The sequence below is a fragment of the Halobaculum marinum genome (assembly GCF_029338555.1).
Taxonomy (GTDB): domain Archaea; phylum Halobacteriota; class Halobacteria; order Halobacteriales; family Haloferacaceae; genus Halobaculum; species Halobaculum marinum.
Genome location: NZ_CP119989.1, coordinates 2,327,347 through 2,347,168 on the forward strand (window position 1 = coordinate 2,327,347; position 19,822 = coordinate 2,347,168).

Sequence of the window (19,822 nt, forward strand, 5' to 3'; positions counted from 1 at the left end):
CTCACCACTCGTAGTCGGAGGCGTCCTCGGCGGCGTGGGCGCGCACCCACAACTCCCCGATGCGCGAGAGGCGCGTCCGGTAGGACTTTCCGTGGGCCTCCTGCTCGACGTACCCTTTCCCGCCCGGCCCGAGGCGGTCGACGTTGTAGATCACTTTCGAGCGGAACGAGTCGGTGTACTCCTCGTCGAGTGTGCCCGCGAGCGCCTTCGCCAACTCGCTGACCGACTCGAACTCGCCCGCCTCGCCGAGTTTGAACAGGATCACCTCCTCGAACGGCTTCACGTTCGAGAAGGAGGCGACGGGGAGTTCGATGATGTGGCGCCCGTCGACCTCCTTGGCGCCGATGGTGGTGCCGCGCTCGTCGAACTCCGCGAGCAGGTCGGTCGCGGTGTCGAGGCGCTCGCGCACGCGGTCTGCGTCGACGCCCGCGACCGTCTTGGCCTCCTCGTCGGCGTCTCCCTCCGCACCGTCCAAGAGGTCGCGCAGCAGGTCGCGGTCCGCCCGCAGTTCCTCCGCCAATTCGGTCTCGAGGTACTTCTCGGGCGCCGTGTAGTACGTGTGGATGCGGTCGCGGTCGGCCTGCCGCTCGAGCGTGACGGAGTGGGCGGCAGTCGCGAACGCGAACGAGACGGGCCGCGGCATCGACGAGACGTTCACCCACACCTCGCGGTCGGCGTCCAACTCGGCGTTGATCAGGTCGTACGCCTGCTCGAAGGCGGCGTCGTAGTCGTACACGTCCGCGACGGCGACGCGCTCGGTCTCGGCGCCGAGCAGGTTCCGAAAGTCCGTCTCCAACTTCTTCGAGAGGTTCCGCGAGTACTCGACGTTCGCCTCGCTCCCGACGGCGCCCTCCAGCAGGACGACGCGGTCCACGTCGAACTGGTCGCGGACCAGCGGCGCGATGAGCCGGTCGTAGTCGAAGCCGACCGGGACGACGTGTGTCTGCATTCGTTCGACAGGTGCGGGCGGGCGTGGCAAAAGGGTGCCGTGGTCGGGTCAGTCCGCGCTCACGCCGAACTTCTCGGCGTTCTCGCCCGGCGAAGCCGTCGTCACGGCGGAGACGCCGACGGTCACCACCAGCGAGAGGAGCATACACCACAGCGCGTAGTCCCACGTCAGGTACGTCGTCGAGAGGAACGCCACGTCGCTGACGAACAGCGCGTGTGGGATGTACACGGCCTCGGCGGCGACGATTCCGGCGATCATCCCGGACTTCGTCGTCCGCGACCAGTAGAGCGCGAGGATGAGGGGAATGGTCAACTGGGCGTACCCGCCGAACGCCGTGTCGCCGAGCGTGACGAGCACGTCGAGCCCACCCCCGCCGCCGACAAGGAGGGAAGCCGCGAACGTCGACGCCGCGAACACGGCGACGCCGACGCGTGCGATCCACCCCTCGCGGTCGTCGCTCACGTCGGGGTCGACGAACGGGCGGTACAGGTCCCGCGTGAAGTACGACGACCCCGAGAGGAGCATCGAGTCCGATGAGGACATCATCGCCGCCAGCGCGCCAGCGATGACGAGCGCCGCGAACCACGCCGGCGTGTACTCGTTCAACAGGACCGGGAGGACGTTGCTCCCGTCGGGCACCGTGATGCCGAGGCCGACCGCCCACGACCCGAGCAGGAACGCGGGGACGAACAGCAGCAGGACGAGGACGGGCCACAGCGCGAACGATCGCTTCAGCGTCCGCGCGTCGTCGGCCATGAAGAACCGCTGGTTCACCTGCGGGAACGCCGCGACGCCGAACGCGATGACCACTGCGGTGCCGATCATCCACTGTGGCGAGTAGAGCCCGCCGCCCAGCGACGCGAACTCGGGGTTCGCCTGCGCCATCCCCGCGGTGAGCGCGGAGACACCGCCGGCGGCTGAGGCGACCCACGCGACCGCCAGCCAGACGACGCCGAGCATGAACACGCCCTGCAGTGTGTCGGTCCACGCGACGCCCCGGAGTCCCGAGAGGGCGACGTACGCGACCATGAACACCGTGATCAGCGCCGCGCCGGCCCAGTACGGCACCGCGCCGTCGGTCAGCCCCACGAGCGCCTGCCCGGCGCCGATCTGCTGGAGCATCACGTACGGGAACAGCCACAGGAGGCTCACGCCTGCGACCAGTCCGCGGAGACCGCGCGAGCCGAAGCGGTCGCCGAGCATCTCGCCCAGCGTCACGTAGCCGTGAGCCTTCCCGACGAGCCACTGCTTGTAACCGATGGCGTACCACAGGAGCGCGAACAGGATGCCGTCCATCAGCCCCATCACGAGGATCCACTCCGGCCCCGCGGCGAACGCGAGGTTGGGGCCGCCGAAGAAGGTGAACGCCGACAGCAGGGTCGCGAACGTCGTGAACAGGAGCACGACGGTCCCCACCGACCGCGACGCGAGGTAGTAGTCCTCCGCCGAGCGGTCCGTCAACCGGTAGGCGACCAACCCGATTGCCAGCGTGATCAGCAGGTAGCCGAGCACGACCACCACCGAGGTGCCCAACTCAGCCACGGCGGATCACCTCGGCGTCGACGCCGCGGTCCCAGCCGCCGGTGCGCGTGAACGCGTAGAACGCGACGGTCGCCAGCACCATCCAGCCGACGTGCCACCACAGCCAGAGGGGGAGGCCAGCGACGACGGTCGCGTCGCCCCACAGGAACCACGGGATCGCGAACGCCACGAGCACGGCGAACACGAGTACCCACAGCAGGTCCGATCGAGTGCGCGTCATCCCTCGGTGGTAGTAGTTCATGAACCATGAATGTTGTTCAATCACTCGTCGGTTCGAGGTATCGAAGAGAATAGTTCTTCAATGAACGTGGGGCCGGTCACGCCGCTGTTGGGAGGGCCAGGACGCGCGACCACCCGGCTTTATTCGCGGCGCCGCCGTGCGATCTGAGGATGGAGTACGTGCAGGAGCGCGTCGCGACGCTCCACTCGTTCGGTGACGCCGCACCGGATGCGCCGACCGACCGAGCGGCGGTCGTCGTTCCGATGACCGAGCGGGAGTACGCCGGCCTCGCCGCCGAACGCGTGCTGTCGGAGTTGGAGTCGCTCGACCCCGCCCGCGTCGTCGTCCCCCTGCGCGCCCCCGCCGAGCGCGTCGGCGCATTCCGCGAGTGGCTCGACGGCTTCGACCTGCCGTTGGAGACGCTGTGGTGTGACGGCCCCCGCGTGGACGGCCTGCTCTCGGACGCCGGACTGGACGGCGAGCGCGGGAAGGGGCGCGACGTGTGGCTGGCCCTCGGCAGGGCGCTTCGCGAAGAGTACGTCGTCGTCCACGACGCGGACACGAAGTCGTACTCACGGAACTACGTCCGCCGCCTGCTGTTCCCCCTGGCGAACGGCTTCGACTTCTCGAAGGGATACTACGCCCGCGTCGAGAACGGGCAGTTGTACGGGCGACTGTTCCGCCTGTTCTACTCCCCGCTCGTGCGGGCGTTACACGACGCGAACCCCGGGTCGGAGTTCCTGGCGTACATGGCGTCGTTCCGCTACGCGCTCGCGGGTGAGTTCGCCGCGACGAGCGACGTGGTCGGGTCGCTCCCGCTCCAGCGCACCTGGGGGCTGGAGGTGGGGACGCTCGCGGCGGCGTACGACGCGGTCGGCGTCGACGGCGCGGCGCAGGTCGACCTCGGGAGTTACGAGCACGACCACCGCGCGGTGTCGGGGCCGACCGGACTCTCCGACATGAGTCGCTCCGTCGGCGCCGCGCTGTTGCGGGCCGCCGAGGACCACGGCGTGCGGGTCGACTACGACGCGTTGCCCGAGGCGTACCGACGGACGGGGGAGTCGTTCATCGACCGATACGCGGCGGACGCGGCGTTCAACGGGCTCTCGTACGACCGCAGCGGCGAGCGTCGACAAGTGCGGACGTACGCGGAGTCCATCGCGCCGCCGGGGCCGGACACGCGCCTGCCGTCGTGGGACGGGGTGGACCTGTCGCCGGCGGCAGTCGCGGAGGCCGCCGACGCCGACGCCCGCGACGCCGCCAACGGGGACGTGAAAGACGCCGACGGGTGACGCCCGCACGCGATGAGGTCACGTCTGACACGACCGCACCGTTGAAGCCAGCCGGCGCGCGATAGGGGGTATGGAGTTCGAGCGCGTCCGTCGCCACACGCCCGTCCGGGTGACGGACGCCGAGCGGCGCGCGGCCGTGCTCGCACCGATCATCGACCGCAGCGGTGAGCCGCACGTCCTGTTCACGAAGCGCGCCGACCACCTCGGGAGCCACCCCGGACAGATGAGCTTCCCCGGGGGCGGCGTCGAGACCATAGACTCGGATCTGACGGCGACGGCGCTGCGCGAAGCTGACGAAGAGATCGGGCTCCGCGCCTCGGAGGTAGACGTGATCGGGCGACTCGACGACATCCAGACCGTCTCCGAGTACGCGGTCACGCCGTTCGTTGGCACCGCACCGGACCGGGAGTACGTCCCCAGCGACGACGAGGTCGCCGAAATCGCGATCCTTGCGGTCGCCGACCTCACCGCGCGCGAGAACTACGAGTCCGAGCGCCGCGACCACCCGCACTACGGCGACATCCGTCTCCACTTCTTCCACGTCGACGGCTACACTGTCTGGGGCGCGACCGGGCGGATGCTCGTGCAGTTGCTCGAACTGCTCACCGACTGGGAGATGCCCGCCGAGGTCGACCGCGTCGTGGACCCCGACGCCGACCTCCCGGTGTAGGTGCGCCCACCACACCTGACACCTGCCTCCCAATCAGACGTAGCTCACGACGACGAGTGCGAGGAAGAACAGCACCAGGAACGTCGCCATAACGATGCCGGTCTTCACCCACCCGTCGACGCCGCTCCCGTGCCACCCCTCGGCGGCGTTGCGCGCCGTCGAGACGATCCCACCTCTGTCTGCGCCGCCTCCGCCGTCCATAGCGGTCGTTCCCGACGCCGTCAGGTACGTCTGCTGACCGATCGAACAGCGCGGGCCGATACTGTCGCGAACACCACGTTTATCGTCCTCAGCGATTTCCTGAGATGTATGGCCGCACAGGCGATGGATCGCGTTCCGCGACGGTCCTAGTTCTCTCTCAGTAGCGTCGTCGCCGCTCGCGACGACTCGACAGCACCGCACCGACCCCGCCGACCAGCCCCCGCTCTACCACCGATGACACACTCCGTATCCACAGCCCCCGACAGCGTCGCCGCCGAAACGAACCTCGACGGGGTCGCGCTCAAGCCGACCGAGTGCGACGTGCGCGTCGCCGCCGACCTCCCGGTCGACCTCGTGTGCGTCGACTACGAGGGTCGCGACGCGATGCCGGACACCGAGACGCTGGCCGCCCTCGCTGAGTCGGTCGACCTCCGCGTGACGACGCCCGTCCGCGCCGACGGGTTCGACCCTCGCGGCGACGACTCGCTGGTCGACGAGCTCCCGCCGGCGGCGAGACGCGTGCTCGTGGCGGGTCACGGCGCCTACCTTACGGACGACGAGCGCCGCCGCGCGGTCGCGCCGCGCCTCGGCGACGCCGTCCGCGCGGTCCGGGCGTCCGGCGACGAACCGTGGGTCGGCACCGAGGGCATCGAGCGCGTCGCGCTCGCCGCCGGCGGCGTCCAGTACGACCTACTGTCGCGGACGACCGAGCGCGACGTACGGGCGTTGCGGGCCGCCGGTTTCGAGGGCGAGGTCGCGCTGTACGCGCCGGTCGTCCCCAGCGACGACGAGGACGCGATCCTTGACGCCGTCGGCGCGTACGCCGCGCGCCGCAGGCCCGTCCGGGAGGCGCTCCCCGACGACGCCGAGACGGACGCCGCGGCGACGGGACGCGCTCGCGAGGTGCTGTCGGCGGCCGTCCGCGACTACGCGCTCGTGGGCGACCCCGAGACGGTGGCCGAGCGCGTCGCCGACCTCCACGCTGTCGGTGTCGACCACGTGGTCGGCTACCCCGCCGCCGGCGTCGACACACTCCGGTAATCCCGTCACGGATCCGCACGCGACCCCAACCGGTTTGAACCGCGACTCACAGTCGGCGGTATGGACGGCGCCCTCCGATCCGCCCTCGACGCCGCGGCTCCCGACCGGGAGGTCCGAGACGTCGCCGCGACCGGGCCGTCGTGGAACGACGACAACGAGACGGTTCGCGTGACCTTCGCCGATGACGACGACCCGAGCGCGCTGTTCTGTAAGGTCGCGCTCGACGGCGACGGGAGCCGCATCGCTCGTGAGCGGGCGGCGCTTGCGGCCGTCAGCGCGGCCGACCGGGTTCCCGTTCCGCGCGTCGTCGCCGCCGACCCGACGGCGTCGGTGCCGTACCTCCTGACGGCCCCGGTGGAGGGCGAGACGCTGTTGGACCGCGGCGCAGACGCCGACGCCGCGACACGGCGTGACCTCGCCCGCGCCGTCGGCCGATCACTCGCGGACCTGCACGACCTGTACGCCGACTCGCTCGACTTCCACGGCGAGATACGCGGCGTGGTCCGCGACGGCGACGGTCGTGTGTCCGGAGTCGACGTTCGGGGCGACCCGTGGACCGACGTGCTCCTCGCCCGGATCGAGTGGATACGGACGGCCTCGCCGTCCGACCGGTTCGACGACCACTTCCGCCGCGTCGCGGAGGTGGTGGCTGCGAACCGCGACCGCCTCGACGACGCGGTGGCGGCGCTGTGTCACTTCGACCTCGCGAAGCCGAACTGCTTCGTCTTGGACGGCGATGGTGACGGCGGGGACGGCGGAGACGACCCACCGACTGCGGGGTTGCTCGACTGGGAACGAGCGTGCGTGGGCGACCCAGTTCGGGACCTCGTTCGAGGGCTTGAACAGGGGTTCGAACCGATGCGCGGGGACGACGAGCAACGGCTGGGCGATGCGTTCCTCGACGGCTACCGGGAGCAGGTCGGCGGCCTCCCGGCCGGCTACGAGGAGCGTGAGCCGATCTATCGCGCGGTTCGCCATCTCGGCGTCTCCGGCTACTTCGAGAACTACGTCCGGTTCGTCGACGAGGACAGCGCGGCGTTCGCGGAGTGGACGGAGGCGGAACTCGACCGTCGACTCGCGCGGGTCTGAGCGCTTCACCCTCTGGCCGGCCTGCCCGCATCCCGCATCCCGCATCGCCGCCCGCACGCCACCGTCACCGTATGCTACCGCCACCCCACGCTACCGCCACCCGAACGCCTACGTGGGCTCACGCGGACGCGCCCGTATGCAACTACTCCACGAGGAGACGACGACGAGCGCGGGCGACGCGTTCGACGACGACGTCGAGGTGGCGATTCTACCGACCGGGTCGGTCGAACAGCACGGCCCCGCGCTCCCGTTGGGGACGGACTTCCTCGCCGCCGAGGCCGTCGCCCGCGGCGTCGACCGCGACGACGCCGTCGTGCTCCCGACGGTACCGGTGGGCGTGTCGGCGCACCACCGCCAGTTCGACGGGACGCTGTGGGCCGAACCCGAGACGTTCGAAGACTACGTCGGCGAGATAGCGGCGTCGGTCGCGAGCCACGGCGTCGACAAACTCGTCTTCTGCAACGGGCACGGCGGCAACTCGGACGCGCTCCAGCGGGCCGCCCGCCGACTCCGCGGCGACCGCATCGCGTACGCCGTGCCGTGGAACTGGTGGGCGAGTCTCGACGGACTCGACGAGGAGTTGTTCGACCAGTCGGGTATCGGCCACGCCGACGCGATGGAGACGAGCATGGTCGCCCACGTCGCGGGCGACCTCGTGCGCGAGGCGCTGCTGGCGGACGCGGAGGCCGGCGCCGCCGACTCCTGGGGGAAGACTGTCCACGGGGCCGAGGTCGGGTTCGACACGGCGGACTTCTCCGAGTCTGGCGCAGTGGGGTCGCCGACACAGGGGACCGCCGAGAAGGGTGAGCGACTGTTCGAGCAGGCGACGAGCGAACTCGACGCGCTGGTCGACTGGCTGGCCGACCAGCCGTTCGACGCGCTCATGCCGGAACCACACCGCTGATCGGCCATGGCAGGCACACGAGTCGCGGTCGTCGGCGGCGGCGCGGTCGGCGTGACAGCCGCCCACGACCTGGCGGTCGCCGGCGCGGACGTGACGCTGTTCGAGAAGGGCGACATCGCCTCCGGCGCGTCGGGACGCGCTGCCGGTGTGCTGTACGACGCCTACGCCGAGGACGTCGACGCCGCGCTCGGCGCGCGGGCGCTGGAGCGCTTCCGGGAGTTCTCCGGGACGGGTGACTTCGGGTTCGTCGACTGCCCGTACGTGATGCTCGCCCGCGAGGGCGACGACCATCTCGCGGAGGCCGTCGAGGGCGCCGCCGAACGGATGCGTGTCCACGACCGACCCGTCGAGACGCTCACGGGCGCGGAGTTGGGCGAACGGTTCCCGACGCTCCGGAGCGACGACGTGGCGGTCGCGGCGGTCGCGAGCAACGCGGGGTGGACCGACCCCGGGAGCTACGTGTCGATGCTGGCCGACCGCGCCGCCGACGCCGGCGTCGAGATTCGGACCGACAGCGAGGTGTCGGTGACGACGACGCCCCCGGGAGTCGCCGTCGCCGACGAGGCGCCCGTCACCCGTCGGTTCGAGGCGGTCGTCGTCGCGGCGGGGGCGCACACGAAACGGGTGCTCGCCGACGCCGGGATACAGATCCCGCTGAAGCCCTACCGGGTGCAGGCGCTCGTTTCGGACCGCCCGTACGACGGGCCGATGTGGTACGACGCGTCGGCGGGCGTGTACGCGCGTCCGCACCCCGCGGGGCTGCTCGCGGGCGACGGCACCGTGCCGGTCGAGGCCGACCCCGACGAGTGGGAGCGCGACGCCGACGACTGGTTCGTCGACGACGTGCGCGACACGCTGGTCGAGCGAGCAGAGTACGACGCCACCGTGGAGCGCGCGTGGGCGGGACTGTGTACGGCGACGCCAGACGGCGACCCGTTGGTCGGCGAAGTCGCAGACGGCGTGTTCGTCGCCGCCGGCTGGCAGGGCCACGGCTTCATGCGCGCGCCGGCGACGGGCGAACTCGTCGCGCGACAGGTGCTCGGCGCGAGCGAGGGTGTCGACCAGTTCGACCCGGCGCGGTTCGACGGCGACGAGGCGTTCGAGATCAGCGAGGGGATGGCCGTCGAGACGGACCGCGGCGAGAATGAGACGGGCTGAAGCGGGCTGAAACGGGCTACTCTTCGTCGGCGTCGTCGTCCGCCGTCTCAGCGTCGGCGGAGTCGTCTTCGGCGCCGTCCGCGTCGGCATCGCCCTCGTTCAGGTCGAGGTGGACGGGTTCGTCGTCGGTCTCCTCGTCGGCCTCGTCGGCCTCGTCGGCGTCCGCGACGGCGACGGTGCCACCCTCCTCCTTCGGGACGCGGACGCGGAGCGTCCCGTGGTCGGTGAGCGTCGAGGTGGCACCCTCGGGGTCGACGGCGGCACCAGCGGGGAGTTTCGCGCGCCCGTCGAGCGCGAGGCCGCGACCGGGGAAGCGCATCTCGAACCCCTCGTGGAAGTCGCGGAAGCGGTCGACGCGCACCTCGACGGCGCCGTCGTTGAACCGCACTTGCACGTCGCTGCGCTCGGTCCCGGGTGCGTCGAAGACGACCAGGAACGCGTCTTCGGACTCCAGCAGGTCGTACGCGAGCGGCGACTTCTCTTGCACCTTCGCGACGCCGCGACCGACGCGGTCGAGCACGGAGTTGACCGCCGACTCGCCGACGTCTTTCAGGCGCTTGGCGCCGTCGGCGGGAGGTGTTCGGTCGCTCATGGTCACAGTTCGATCTCTTCGAGCTCGCCGCCCCCGCACAGCGGACACGAGAGGTCAGCGACCGTGTGGTCGTCGGCGATGTCGTACGTGTAGTGGTTCTCGAACATGTCCAGTTCGCAGTCGGCGCTGACGCACTTGACTTCCTTCGTGGCGGGCATACCGTCCCGTTGGTCCGCGCGCGGCATAAACGCCGTGGGGCGATGCGGGGCTTGCCGACACCGACGCCGCCCTGCGGGCCGAACGCGGGTGCTAAATCGACGGCGACCCTGCTTCGACCGTGACCACCGATCCGACCCCCACGGCGGTGTACGGCGTCGACCTCAGCGCCGCCGCGAAGTCGGCGGGCGCGTCGACGTGGGTGGCGCGCTGTGTCCCCGACGGGGACACGCTCGTCGTCGAGACGCTCGCCTCCGCCTCGGAGTTCCTCGGTCTCGACTCCACTGCCCGCGCCGACGTGCTCCCCGCGTTAGCCGACCACCTAGCGACCGTCGAGGGCCCCGCCGTCGCCGGTCTCGACTTCCCGTTCTCGCTCCCGGCGTGGACGCTCGGGGGCGACGACTGGCGGGCGTTCGTCGAGGCCACCCCCGAGGAGTGGGGCGCGTTGGCCGGCGTCGACGACCCGCGCGACCTGTACGAGGCGGTCCGGGCGGGCGCCGACGAGGGGCGACCGATCCGCCGGGCCACCGACGACGAACACGGTGGACAGGACCCCGCGGGCTTCCGGATCAAGACCCAGACGTACTACGGTATCTCGGTGCTCCTCAGCCGATTGATCGCTCGCGACGGCGTCTGCGTCCCACCGGTGTTGTCGGTCCCCGACCCCCGCCTCACGGTGCTTGAGACGTACCCCGCGTCGGTGTTCGACCGCCTCGACGACGCCGCGCGGACGGGGTACAAGAAGGCACAACGCCGGCACGTTGAGGCCCGACGACGGAACGTCGAGGCGCTCCGCGCGGCCGGCGTCCGGTTCGGTCGCGACGACGCGGCGAGGACCCTCGTCGACTGTGCGGTGGCGACCGACGACGCGCTCGACGCCGTCGCCGCCGCGTACGCCGCCCACCGGAACTACCCCGACGCGCTGGACCGCGAGTACGACGCGGAGGAGCGACGGGAGGCACGCATCTTCGCCTGAGTCGTCGCCGACCCAGCCGATTCCCGCGACGCTGTGGTGGCGACGACGGTTTTTGCGGAGTGGTACCGTAGCGCACGCATGACCACGGACGGTCGTGAACTCGACGACAGGGCGTTCGGACTAGCGTGTGGACTGCTCTGGGCGGTCGCCGTCGTCTCGCTCGGCGTGCTCGCCCGGTTCGGGTGGGGCGAACGGTGGGAGCACCTGTTGGCGGACCTGTATCGCGGGTACGGAGAGTCGACGTCGGGGCTCGCCATCGGGGGACTGTGGGCGTTCCTCGACGGCCTCGTCGGCGGGTACGTCTTCGCGTGGCTGTACAACGCGCTGGTCCGCGCGGGTGAGACGATGCGAGCCCCGATCGACGAGGACGGGGTGACGGAAGTCGTGCCGTCACCCCGACACAACACTGAATAGTCGAGGCGTCGCACACGCGTGTGAGGTGTCACCAATGCGCACGAGGCGGCGGGAGCACGAGCGGGACAGACGCGCCCGGGAAGAGGCTGACCGGACCGAACGGCGCGAGACCGAGGAGACGGTCGCCGACCCACCGCGGACGGTCGACGACCTGCTCGACACCCTCGCCGACGGCGACGGCCTCACCTACGAGGAGGCAGCGCTCGTCGGCGGCATCGAGGAGTCCGTCGGCGGCTTCGAGGCCGACGACGACGACGACCGTGAGCGGGCCACCTGGTAGCCGTCGGCGGGGTCGCGACCGGACCCCTCGCCCGACGCGCTCCCCGGAGCGTCCCCGGACCGTACGTCTTTAGCCGCTCGCCGCGCCAGTTACTGCTATGACCGCGCCGGATCCGAGCGACCTCGCCGTCACCATCGTCGACGGCTACGTGGACGAACCGGCGCACTTCGGCGTCCCGCCGTACATCTCGACGTACCCGCGCTTCACCGCGGGTGCGCTCGTCGACGCGGGCGTCCCGGAGTCGCAGATCACCTACCACACCATCGACGAACTCCGCGACGAGCGGCGCAAGTGGGCAGACGTCGCCGACGCCGACCTCATGGTCTACGTCGGCGGGATGACCGTCCCCGGGAAGTACGTCGGTGGCACGCCCGCCGAACCGGACGAAGTGCGCGAACTCGCGTGGACCGCCGACGGCGTCACCCTCCTCGGCGGCCCGGTGCGCTTCGGCGTCGGCGAGGAGAACGCCGGTGCCCAGGAGATGCAGCGCGACGACCTCGACTTCGACTTCCTCGCGATGGGCGACGTGGAGGCCGCCGCCTACGACATCGTCGAGAGCGGCCTGGAGGGGTTCGGCAACCGCATCCGCGACTACGACGAGGTCGCGCGCTGGTCGAGCATGGGCGCGTTCGTCGTCGAACAGCACCCGAACCACCCCGACTACCTCATCGCCGAGTTGGAGACCTCCCGCGGGTGTGCGTACCGCTGTTCGTTCTGCACGGAGCCGATGTACGGCGACCCGGACTTCCGCACCGCACCCGACGTGGTGTCGGAGGTCGACGCGCTCTCGGACGCGGGCGTCCGCCACTTCCGCCTCGGTCGGCAGGCCGACATCCTCGCGTTCGGCGGCGACGGCGAGGCGCCGAATCCCGACGCCCTCCGCCAACTGTACGGCGGCATCCGCGAGGTTGCGCCCGACCTGCGCACGCTCCACCTCGACAACATGAATCCCGTGACCATCACGGACTACCCGGAGGCGTCGCGGGAGGCCATCGAGGTCATCGCACGCCACAACACGCCCGGAGACACAGCGGCGTTCGGCCTCGAATCCGCGGACCCCGACGTTCGAGAGCAGAACAACCTCCTCGTCAGCGCCGAAGAGTGCCTGGAGGCCGTCCGCGTCGTCAACGAGGCTGGCGGCTGGCGCCCCGGCGAGGACCCGGCGAACGCGCCGAGTTTCGGCGACGACGCCCCGCGTCGCCTCCCCAAACTCCTGCCCGGGATCAACCTCGTCCACGGCTTGGAGGGAGAGACGGCGGACACCTTCGAGCACAACAAGAACTTCCTCGACTCGGTGATGGACGAGGGGCTGATGCTCCGCCGGGTGAACGTCCGGCAGGTGATGGCGTTCGAGGGGACCGAGATGGCCGAGACGGGCGCCCGCCTCGCGCGCGAGCACAAGAAGGAGTTCCAGCAGTACAAACGCGAGGTGCGCGAGACGGTCGACCGCCCGATGCTGGAGCGCGTGATGCCCACGGGCACCGTCCTCCCCGACGTGTACCTGGAGTACCACGAAGACGGCACCACGTTCGGTCGCCAGTTGGGCACGTATCCGATCCTCGTCGGCATCCCCGGCGAGCACGACCTCGGGCGGACGGTCGACGTGGCGGTCGTCGACTGGGGCTACCGCTCGGTGACGGGCGTCCCCTACCCGCTCGACGTCAACGGCGCGTCGATGCACGAACTGCGCGCCATCCCCGGCATCGGCAAGTCCGCCGCGGGTGACCTCGTCGTCAACCGCCCGTACGCGAACGCCGCCGAGGCCGCCGAAGTGGTCGGCGCCGACGCCTCCCTCGAACGGTTTGCAGACGCGGGCGTCCCCGGTGTGGACAGCGACGCCGACTACCCGGGTGCGCCAGCACCGCGGAGCGCCGACTGATGGCTCGTGGCGGCGACGGTGATCGGTCGCCCGCGGCGGACACGCACGTCGACCGCTTCGCCATCCCCGTCGAGACCCGCGCACCCGGCGGAACGACCAACGCCTACGTCGTCGGGACGGACGAGACGCTGCTCGTCGACCCGGCGGCGCGCACCGACACGCTCGACACCGTCGTCCGCGAGAAGGTCGCCGACCACGTCGCCGTCACGCACACCCACCCCGACCACGTGGGCGCCGTCGCCGCCTACGCCGCCGAGACGGGCGCGACCGTCTGGGCGCGGCGAGGCTACGAGGACCGCTTCGTCGAGGCGACTGGTGTGGAACCGGACCGCACGTTCTCTCCCGGCGACCGCGTCGGGCCGACGACCGTCGTCGACCTCCCGGGCCACGCGCCAGACGGCGTCGGCTTCGAGACGGGCAACGGCGTCGTCTGCGGCGACGTGGCGGTCGCCGAGGGGAGCGTCGTCGTCGCCGCGCCGGAGGGTGATATGCGGGCGTACCTCACCGCGCTCCGTCGGCTCCACGCCCGGAACCCGCCGGCGCTGTTCCCCGGGCACGGCCCCCGCATCGACGACGCGCGGGCGACGTGTGCGAGGCTGGTCGACCACCGACTCGGGCGCGAACGGCGCGTCGTCGACGCCGTGGAAGGCGGCACACGAGCGGTCGACGCCCTGCTCGAGGCCGCCTACGACAAGGACCTCACTGGCGTCGAGGACCTCGCGCGGGCGACGCTAGTCGCGCACGTCGAGAAGGTGGCGCGGGCGGGTCGCATCCGGTGGGACCGCCAGACAGGGCGCGTCGCGCCGCGGTGAGCGTCGTCAGCGGGCGTCTTCCAGCGACACGAGACACTCGGCGTTGACCGACAGCCACGTCGTCGTCAGCGTGTCGTCGTCCGCGCCGTTGGGGTACACCGTACAGCGGTCTGGCTCGCCGTCGTAGCGGACGACCGCAGCCGTGAGGCCGGAGGGGGCGGCGAAGCGGGGGTCGGGCGTGTGCACGTCCTCGGGTGACCGATCGGGTGCAACCGACATACACGTGTCACCCACCCGACCACACTTAAACGTCGCTAAGTTTCCTCCCGGCCGGTACCGAGCGCTCCGGAGCGGAGTCGAGACGGGCGTGCGGTCTTGGGGTGGTGTGGTCGGAAACCCGACGGCGTTTAGTCGCTGAGCGTACGACCTCCGACCGTGCAGTCACTCGAAGCCGAGTTGGCGGAGGCGCGTTCGCTCGCGGTCGACGAGTTGGCCGACGCCATCGAGACGATCGGATTCGAGTGCACCCGCTGTGGCGCGTGCTGCAAGAGCGAGGCGGACGACCCCCACACCGCGACCGTGTTCCCCGACGAGGTGCGGCGCCTCCAGGGCGCTGGTGACGCCGACGGCCCGACTGCCGACACGGAGGAGTCCGACGCCGAGGGGGCGCGTGACTGGCGCGATGTCGCCCGCCCGATGCCGTACGGCCTGACCGACGGCCCGGACGGCCCGGAAGGCGAGACGTTCGAGTGGGCGCTCCAGACGGACGCATGCGGCGACTGCGTCTTCTACGAGGAGGACGACGACGGCGTCGGCGCCTGCGGCGTCCACGCGGACCGCCCGCTCATCTGCGAGACGTACCCGTTCTCGGTCGCGCTCGGCGGCACCAGCCAGCCGATGGGCGAGGCCGTCGACGAGGAGGGCGTCGTCCGCGCACACGAGTGCGAGGGACTCGGCCGCGACATCGACCGCGCCGACGCCGAGTCGCTCGCGGCGGCGCTGAAGGAACGAGCCGTCCGTGAGTTGGAGGAGGCCATCGGCGTGCGCGACAGCTACGAACCCCGGACGGTCGACGCCGGCACGGTCGTCGTCCACGACTCCGAGGGGGCGAAAGACGCCGACGGCCGCCCCCTCGACGCCGCTGGGCGGGACGACGAGCGGTAGCGACGACCGGTGTCGACGACCGGGCCCGGTCGCGACGCCGCCGACCGGTAACGATGCCGACACCACGGGTCGAGCGGGCGCTCCCTGCGGCGGTAGGTATATGTCACAGCCGCCGAACGTGCCGGTGGAGGTCTATATCCGTGGAAATCTCCGACGAACTCCTCTGTCTGTTCAGCGCCGAGGTCCGTGACGACGGCGACCGCTACACCGTAGAGATCCCCAAACGGGAGGTCGACACCGGCAGCGTCGAACCGGGCACGGTGTACCGCGTCGCGCTCATCGAGCGCGAGGGCGCTGCCGCGGCCGACACCGCGTCCGCCGACACCCCCGCGTCCACCGACGGCCCGCAGCCGCCGGTCGAGCGCGGCGAGATCCGCTACGTCGAGATCGAAGACCTCGGGAAACAGGGTGACGGCATCGCCCGCGTCGAACGGGGCTACGTGATCATCGTCCCCGACACCGAGGTGGGCGAGCGCGTCAAGATCGAGATCACCGAGGTGAAGTCCAACTTCGCCGTCGGCGAGGTCATCGACGACGCACTCTGAGGCACACTCGTTCTTTGGCGGGAGAAGGCCTACAAGCGATAGCGTCGGCGACTACTCGTGCTCGACTCGTTGTGCCGCGGGGCGTGGGGCGGGTTCGCTGGAATCCCCGGTGCACCGCCGAACGTGTACGAAGCGGTGGGAATAGCCGCCGGTGCGTTCGTCGCACTTCTGTACGTCGTCGTGCGGCGCCGACACGCGAGCGGACGGCGTCGGTCGTCGCTCGCGCTCGTGGCCTCCGTGGTCGTTGCGTCAGTGGTCGTCTCCGCCGGTCGTCTAGAGTGTCCGCACGGCGTTACGGGTGTCGTCGCGGTCGTCCTCGGGACCGCCACGGCGCTCCCCCTGGGATGGCTCGTGATGCGGTGAGGGAACCGACCGAGATCCACCAGCGGTGACTCAGACCTCGGTCGTCCAGTACGACACCGACGACAGTTTCTCGCCGACGGCGTTGCCGCCGATGGCCTGGTCGAGCGCCCAGAAGGGGTCGGCGACGCTGTTGGGCACTTCGCGGTAGAAGCCGTACGGGAACACGAAGTCGTGGTCGTCCTGGCGCAGGCTGAGGCCGGCGCCGTCGATGAGTCGTTCGACCTCCTCTCTGGAGTACAGCCGCGACCCCATCGGGAGCGCCCAGTTGTAGAGCGTGCGGAACGACGCGCCACGGAAGGTGTCGAAGAAGACGACGTCCTTCGAGACGCGGGCCATCTCCGCGAGGAACTTCGCCGGCGTGTCCGCGAGGTGGAAAAAGCGCATCGCGAACACGGCGTCGAAGTGGTCGTCCGGGAACGGGAGGCGGGCGGCGTCGCCGCGCATGAACTCGACCGTCGAGGCGAGGCCGGCGCTGCGCGCCTTCTCACGGCCCTGCGCGAGCATCGCGTCGGAGATGTCGAGTCCGACGATGTCGGCGCCGCGCTCGGCGAGCATCACGGTGAACCGTCCGGTCCCGCAGGCGATCTCCAACACGCGCTCGCCCTCGACGGGTCCGAGCGCCTCCAACACGGCACGCTTCTCGCGTCGGTCGATGAGCCGTCCGCCCTTCGAGAACCGCTTGGCGTCGTACTCCTCGGCGACTGAGTCGGCCTGGTACCACTCCTGGCCCTTCACACTACCTCGGGGTGCACGGGCGACCCCTAAAACGATACTGATAGCCCGCCGGGATCGCCCGCCTCCGCCGACCCCCCACTCACCCGCTCGTGACGATCCGGTCGGTCGGGACGCGGACGATCACGCGCGGCCCCGACTCCTCGCCGTGGTGCGGGTACTCGTCGACGTCGAAGTACCGCTTCGCGAGTTTGTCGATGTGCTCGACGGCGCCCTCCTCGGTCAACTCCGCCTCGCCCAACACGGAGACGTACCGGTACGGGTCCTCGGGGTCCGTCACAGACAGACCGACCTTCGGATTGTTGCGGATGTTGCGCTCCTTGCGGCGCCCGCGAGCAGTGTTCACGAGGACGTACTCACCGTCCTCGTGGTCGACCCAGACAGGGGTCACCTGCGGCGTCCCGTCGGGCATGACCGTCGAGAGGTGGGCGAACGACTTCGACTCGAAGATGTCGCGGTGTGACTCGGGGATCACGCCCGTCCGCTCGCGGGGGGTCCACTTGGTCGTTCCCGCGATCGAACGATCGGTTTTATCCGAGCATCCGGCAGTGAAAACGGGCACTCGTGCAGTTCACGATCGATCGTCCGAGAACCTGATATAATGCATATAAGGGATATGCACGACTTGCACTTGTATTGAGGCAACCTTTACCACCACCCTCCTGCTCGGCTGTGGTATGAGCACCAGTACCGCGGACCCGGACGCCACTGACGCACTCACCGAAGCCGAATACCGCGATCTCCTCAGCGACCTGCCGCCGAGCGCGAAGCTCGTCGCGAAGGTCCTCGAAGGCGACGCCCCCCTCTCGCAGGGGCAACTCGCCGAGGAGTCGCTGCTGCCCGACCGCACCGTGCGCTACGCGCTCAATCGCCTGGAGGAGCAGGGGCTCGTCGGGTCGCGCTACTCGTTCAAGGACGCGCGCAAGCAGGTCTACTACCTCAACCGGTAACGCGACCCCTCGCGCCGGCCGCGGCACGTGACGACCGATCGGAAACCCCCGTTTTAAGTCCCACACTCGCTACGGACCGGTATGCACCTCTCGGTGGTCGTCCCCACCCTCAACGGACGGGAGAGACTGGCGGCCAGCCTCGACTCGCTGGCAGCCGTCGCCCCGGACGCCGAGGTGCTCGTCGTCAATGGGCCCTCCGCAGACGGCACCACCGGGATGGTACGAGAGCGCGACGACGTCGACGTGCTCGTCGAGATCGCCGCGCGCAACGTGAACGTCGCCCGCAACGCGGGCATCGAGGTCGCCGACGGCGACGCGGTGGCGTTCCTCGGTTACGACTACCGTCTCGAACCGGGCTGGTTCGACGCCGCGACCGACGCGTTCGACTCCGGCGCCGCCGTCGTCACCGGGCCGCTCCGACGGTCCGTCCGCGGGGGCGCGACCAGCGACGGACCCGAGCGACGCCAGATCGCCGACCGCGAGGTGACGTACGTCAACGGTCGCAACGTCATCTTCGCGAGACGCGTGCTCGACGAACTCGACGGGTTCGACGAGTACCTGGAGACGGGCGGCGCCCGCGACGCCGCTCACCGCCTCGCCGGCATGGACGTCGAGGTCGAGTGGCGCTCCGACCTGGCCGTCGAGCGACGCTCGGAGGCGACCGACGGCGGCATCGAGGCGCGCGACCTCGGGTGGAAGTACCGCTCGCTGGCGTACCGCCTCGTGAAGAACTACGGGCTCCGCCCGACCGTCGTCTCGCGGACGCTCCGCCACGCCGTCGCCGACGCCGCCGGCACGTTCCGCGACGTGCTCGGGGGGGAGGCGACGCCGTCATCGTGGGCCAGCAACGGGCGCGACGTGGTCCACGGCATCTCTGCGGGCACCTCGGAAGGGCTGGTCGCGCGGACGCGCGACCGCTCGGTCCGGCGCAACCCGAACGGTGTCTCCGCGCGGGCCGACCGCGCCGTCGCTCGGTACGACCGCAGAGACTGATCCGGCCGACGGCGTCGGCTACGCGTCTGCGCCGGGAGCGAGTCCCTCGATGACCCGCGCGGCGTTCTTCGACAGCGCGCGGTCGAGCAGGTCCTCGGACACGTCGAGCGTCAGCACCTCCATCACGCCCACGTCCGGGTGCGTGTCCGGGGCACCCGAGCCGAACATGACGCGGTCCGGGTGTTCGAGCAGCCCCGTCTCCAGCACGTCGCGGAAGCGGACGAACGCTGTGTCGAGGTAGAGGTGGTCGTAGGAGTCGAGCAGCTCCATCGCCTCCCCCATCAGCGCGCGGTCGAGCGGGTAGCCACCGAACGACGAGAGGATCACGGGGAACCCGTACTCCAAGAGCGCGTCCGCGACGGCGCTCGGTGGGAACCCCCGGCCCCCGTGGACGAGCACCGGCTCCCCGGCGTCCGCCACCTGTTCGAGCGTCTCTTCGGTCGGGAGGCCGTCGTTCACGGGGTCGAGCACGAAGCCGTGGAGGCGGCTGTCGTAGGCGTACTGCTCGACGTCGCCGGGGTCGGTGTGGTGGTCGGCGGGCGCCGCCGCGAGGTTCCGCAGGCGCGAGACGGGCGACTCGCCGGGGTCGCGCGGCCCGTTCAGCCGCGCGAACGCGCAAAACGGCCGGTCGACCGAGAGGCGCGCGACCGCGTTGTTCGCCCGGAGGTACCCCTCGCCGGCGGGGCGAGACCCGGGCGCGACCGCCGACTGCACGACGCCCGCCTGGTGCATCTCCCGCTGGAGGCGTTCGGGCGAGACCTCTCGCCCGCGCGAGGCGACGACCGCCCCGTCGTCGGGGTCGAGCCGGGCGTGCACGTCGACGACGCGGAACCCGTGCTCCAGTTCCAGCATCTACCCGTCCGGAGCGACTCCCCCGACTTGAGTGTTGTAGTCTCTCAGCCGCCACCCTCGGTGGCCGACAGCGCTTTAGGCCGACCGCCAGGCGAGTGTGCAGTCTGT

26 protein-coding genes are annotated in these 19,822 nt (G+C 70.6%); 16 read left to right on the top strand and 10 right to left on the bottom strand.

Annotated elements, in window-relative coordinates; translation table 11 throughout:
* Position 1: 1 nt before the first annotated feature.
* Genes P0R32_RS12070 through P0R32_RS12080 form a run of 3 tightly spaced genes read right to left on the bottom strand, consistent with a single transcriptional unit; the run spans position 2 to position 2,711 of the window.
* The gene (locus tag P0R32_RS12070) at positions 2-949 is read right to left on the bottom strand and encodes an HFX_2341 family transcriptional regulator (protein WP_276237260.1); all 948 of its coding nucleotides are present in this window, start codon (positions 947-949) and stop codon (positions 2-4) included.
* Between the two features lie 48 nt (positions 950-997).
* Positions 998-2,491, bottom strand: a complete 1,494-nt coding sequence (locus tag P0R32_RS12075) for a sodium:solute symporter family protein (RefSeq protein ID WP_276237261.1) — start codon at positions 2,489-2,491, stop codon at positions 998-1,000.
* Positions 2,484-2,711 (bottom strand): DUF3311 domain-containing protein, encoded by a 228-nt coding sequence (locus tag P0R32_RS12080; protein ID WP_276239402.1) that lies wholly within the window; start codon positions 2,709-2,711, stop codon positions 2,484-2,486. Before P0R32_RS12080 ends, P0R32_RS12075 begins: the two co-directional genes overlap by 8 nt.
* A 170-nt stretch (positions 2,712-2,881) precedes the next feature.
* Between P0R32_RS12080 and P0R32_RS12085 the strand changes: the two genes are divergently transcribed.
* Together P0R32_RS12085 and P0R32_RS12090 are read left to right on the top strand one after the other, a co-directional pair.
* Positions 2,882-4,003, top strand: a complete 1,122-nt coding sequence (locus P0R32_RS12085; RefSeq protein WP_276237262.1) for a glycosyltransferase family protein — start codon at positions 2,882-2,884, stop codon at positions 4,001-4,003.
* 70 nt (positions 4,004-4,073) lie between these two features.
* Positions 4,074-4,673, top strand: a complete 600-nt coding sequence (locus tag P0R32_RS12090; protein ID WP_276237264.1) for an NUDIX hydrolase — start codon at positions 4,074-4,076, stop codon at positions 4,671-4,673.
* A 33-nt stretch (positions 4,674-4,706) separates the two neighbouring features.
* Here P0R32_RS12090 and P0R32_RS12095 read toward each other — a convergent pair whose 3' ends face one another.
* Positions 4,707-4,874, bottom strand: coding sequence for a hypothetical protein (locus tag P0R32_RS12095; RefSeq protein ID WP_276237265.1), 168 nt, complete (start codon positions 4,872-4,874; stop codon positions 4,707-4,709).
* Positions 4,875-5,108: 234 nt separating this feature from the next.
* On the opposite strand from P0R32_RS12095, the gene P0R32_RS12100 reads away from it, so the two are divergent.
* The 4 genes from P0R32_RS12100 to P0R32_RS12115 all read left to right on the top strand — a co-directional run bounded on the left by P0R32_RS12100 (position 5,109) and on the right by P0R32_RS12115 (position 9,066).
* On the top strand, positions 5,109-5,915 hold the full coding sequence (locus P0R32_RS12100) for a DUF7388 family protein (protein WP_276237266.1): 807 nt from the start codon (positions 5,109-5,111) through the stop codon (positions 5,913-5,915).
* A gap of 60 nt (positions 5,916-5,975) precedes the next feature.
* Complete coding sequence (locus P0R32_RS12105; protein ID WP_276237267.1) at positions 5,976-7,004, top strand: phosphotransferase family protein; 1,029 nt, start codon at positions 5,976-5,978, stop codon at positions 7,002-7,004.
* Between the two features lie 136 nt (positions 7,005-7,140).
* Positions 7,141-7,908, top strand: a complete 768-nt coding sequence (locus P0R32_RS12110) for a creatininase family protein (protein WP_276237268.1) — start codon at positions 7,141-7,143, stop codon at positions 7,906-7,908.
* Positions 7,909-7,914: 6 nt separating this feature from the next.
* Entirely contained in the window at positions 7,915-9,066 is a 1,152-nt protein-coding gene (locus P0R32_RS12115; protein ID WP_276237269.1) for an NAD(P)/FAD-dependent oxidoreductase, read from the top strand.
* Between the two features lie 16 nt (positions 9,067-9,082).
* Here the strand turns inward: P0R32_RS12115 and P0R32_RS12120 are convergent, their stop codons facing one another.
* Both P0R32_RS12120 and P0R32_RS12125 read right to left on the bottom strand, forming a co-directional pair.
* The gene (locus P0R32_RS12120; RefSeq protein ID WP_276237270.1) at positions 9,083-9,658 is read right to left on the bottom strand and encodes an Hsp20/alpha crystallin family protein; all 576 of its coding nucleotides are present in this window, start codon (positions 9,656-9,658) and stop codon (positions 9,083-9,085) included.
* A 2-nt stretch (positions 9,659-9,660) separates the two neighbouring features.
* Positions 9,661-9,816 (bottom strand): DUF7559 family protein, encoded by a 156-nt coding sequence (locus tag P0R32_RS12125; RefSeq protein ID WP_276237271.1) that lies wholly within the window; start codon positions 9,814-9,816, stop codon positions 9,661-9,663.
* A 119-nt stretch (positions 9,817-9,935) separates the two neighbouring features.
* On the opposite strand from P0R32_RS12125, the gene P0R32_RS12130 reads away from it, so the two are divergent.
* The 5 genes from P0R32_RS12130 (at position 9,936) to P0R32_RS12150 (ending at position 14,175) form a co-directional block, all read left to right on the top strand.
* Positions 9,936-10,790 (top strand): DUF429 domain-containing protein, encoded by an 855-nt coding sequence (locus tag P0R32_RS12130; RefSeq protein ID WP_276237272.1) that lies wholly within the window; start codon positions 9,936-9,938, stop codon positions 10,788-10,790.
* Between the two features lie 78 nt (positions 10,791-10,868).
* The gene (locus P0R32_RS12135; RefSeq protein ID WP_276237273.1) at positions 10,869-11,204 is read left to right on the top strand and encodes a bacteriophage holin; all 336 of its coding nucleotides are present in this window, start codon (positions 10,869-10,871) and stop codon (positions 11,202-11,204) included.
* 34 nt (positions 11,205-11,238) lie between these two features.
* The gene (locus P0R32_RS12140) at positions 11,239-11,484 is read left to right on the top strand and encodes a hypothetical protein (RefSeq protein ID WP_276237274.1); all 246 of its coding nucleotides are present in this window, start codon (positions 11,239-11,241) and stop codon (positions 11,482-11,484) included.
* A gap of 97 nt (positions 11,485-11,581) precedes the next feature.
* Positions 11,582-13,363, top strand: coding sequence for a radical SAM protein (locus P0R32_RS12145; RefSeq protein ID WP_276237275.1), 1,782 nt, complete (start codon positions 11,582-11,584; stop codon positions 13,361-13,363).
* A complete protein-coding gene (locus P0R32_RS12150) occupies positions 13,363-14,175 on the top strand; it encodes an MBL fold metallo-hydrolase (protein ID WP_276237276.1) in 813 nt (270 codons plus the stop codon). Before P0R32_RS12145 ends, P0R32_RS12150 begins: the two co-directional genes overlap by 1 nt.
* Before the next feature lie 6 nt (positions 14,176-14,181).
* Here the strand turns inward: P0R32_RS12150 and P0R32_RS12155 are convergent, their stop codons facing one another.
* Positions 14,182-14,394 (bottom strand): DUF7511 domain-containing protein, encoded by a 213-nt coding sequence (locus P0R32_RS12155; protein ID WP_276237277.1) that lies wholly within the window; start codon positions 14,392-14,394, stop codon positions 14,182-14,184.
* Between the two features lie 156 nt (positions 14,395-14,550).
* On the opposite strand from P0R32_RS12155, the gene P0R32_RS12160 reads away from it, so the two are divergent.
* The 3 genes from P0R32_RS12160 to P0R32_RS12170 all read left to right on the top strand — a co-directional run bounded on the left by P0R32_RS12160 (position 14,551) and on the right by P0R32_RS12170 (position 16,187).
* Positions 14,551-15,279, top strand: coding sequence for a YkgJ family cysteine cluster protein (locus tag P0R32_RS12160; protein ID WP_276237278.1), 729 nt, complete (start codon positions 14,551-14,553; stop codon positions 15,277-15,279).
* A 140-nt stretch (positions 15,280-15,419) separates the two neighbouring features.
* On the top strand, positions 15,420-15,824 hold the full coding sequence (locus tag P0R32_RS12165; protein WP_276237279.1) for a TRAM domain-containing protein: 405 nt from the start codon (positions 15,420-15,422) through the stop codon (positions 15,822-15,824).
* A gap of 123 nt (positions 15,825-15,947) precedes the next feature.
* Complete coding sequence (locus tag P0R32_RS12170; RefSeq protein ID WP_276237280.1) at positions 15,948-16,187, top strand: hypothetical protein; 240 nt, start codon at positions 15,948-15,950, stop codon at positions 16,185-16,187.
* Between the two features lie 30 nt (positions 16,188-16,217).
* Here P0R32_RS12170 and P0R32_RS12175 read toward each other — a convergent pair whose 3' ends face one another.
* Both P0R32_RS12175 and P0R32_RS12180 read right to left on the bottom strand, forming a co-directional pair.
* The gene (locus P0R32_RS12175; protein WP_276237281.1) at positions 16,218-16,922 is read right to left on the bottom strand and encodes a class I SAM-dependent methyltransferase; all 705 of its coding nucleotides are present in this window, start codon (positions 16,920-16,922) and stop codon (positions 16,218-16,220) included.
* A gap of 79 nt (positions 16,923-17,001) precedes the next feature.
* Positions 17,002-17,394, bottom strand: coding sequence for a PPOX class F420-dependent oxidoreductase (locus tag P0R32_RS12180; RefSeq protein ID WP_276237282.1), 393 nt, complete (start codon positions 17,392-17,394; stop codon positions 17,002-17,004).
* 202 nt (positions 17,395-17,596) lie between these two features.
* Between P0R32_RS12180 and P0R32_RS12185 the strand changes: the two genes are divergently transcribed.
* Both P0R32_RS12185 and P0R32_RS12190 read left to right on the top strand, forming a co-directional pair.
* Positions 17,597-17,869 (top strand): MarR family transcriptional regulator, encoded by a 273-nt coding sequence (locus tag P0R32_RS12185; protein ID WP_276237283.1) that lies wholly within the window; start codon positions 17,597-17,599, stop codon positions 17,867-17,869.
* 81 nt (positions 17,870-17,950) lie between these two features.
* The gene (locus P0R32_RS12190; RefSeq protein WP_276237284.1) at positions 17,951-18,862 is read left to right on the top strand and encodes a glycosyltransferase family 2 protein; all 912 of its coding nucleotides are present in this window, start codon (positions 17,951-17,953) and stop codon (positions 18,860-18,862) included.
* Positions 18,863-18,880: 18 nt separating this feature from the next.
* Here the strand turns inward: P0R32_RS12190 and P0R32_RS12195 are convergent, their stop codons facing one another.
* Positions 18,881-19,714 (bottom strand): amidohydrolase family protein, encoded by an 834-nt coding sequence (locus P0R32_RS12195; protein ID WP_276237285.1) that lies wholly within the window; start codon positions 19,712-19,714, stop codon positions 18,881-18,883.
* Positions 19,715-19,822: the final 108 nt, after the last annotated feature.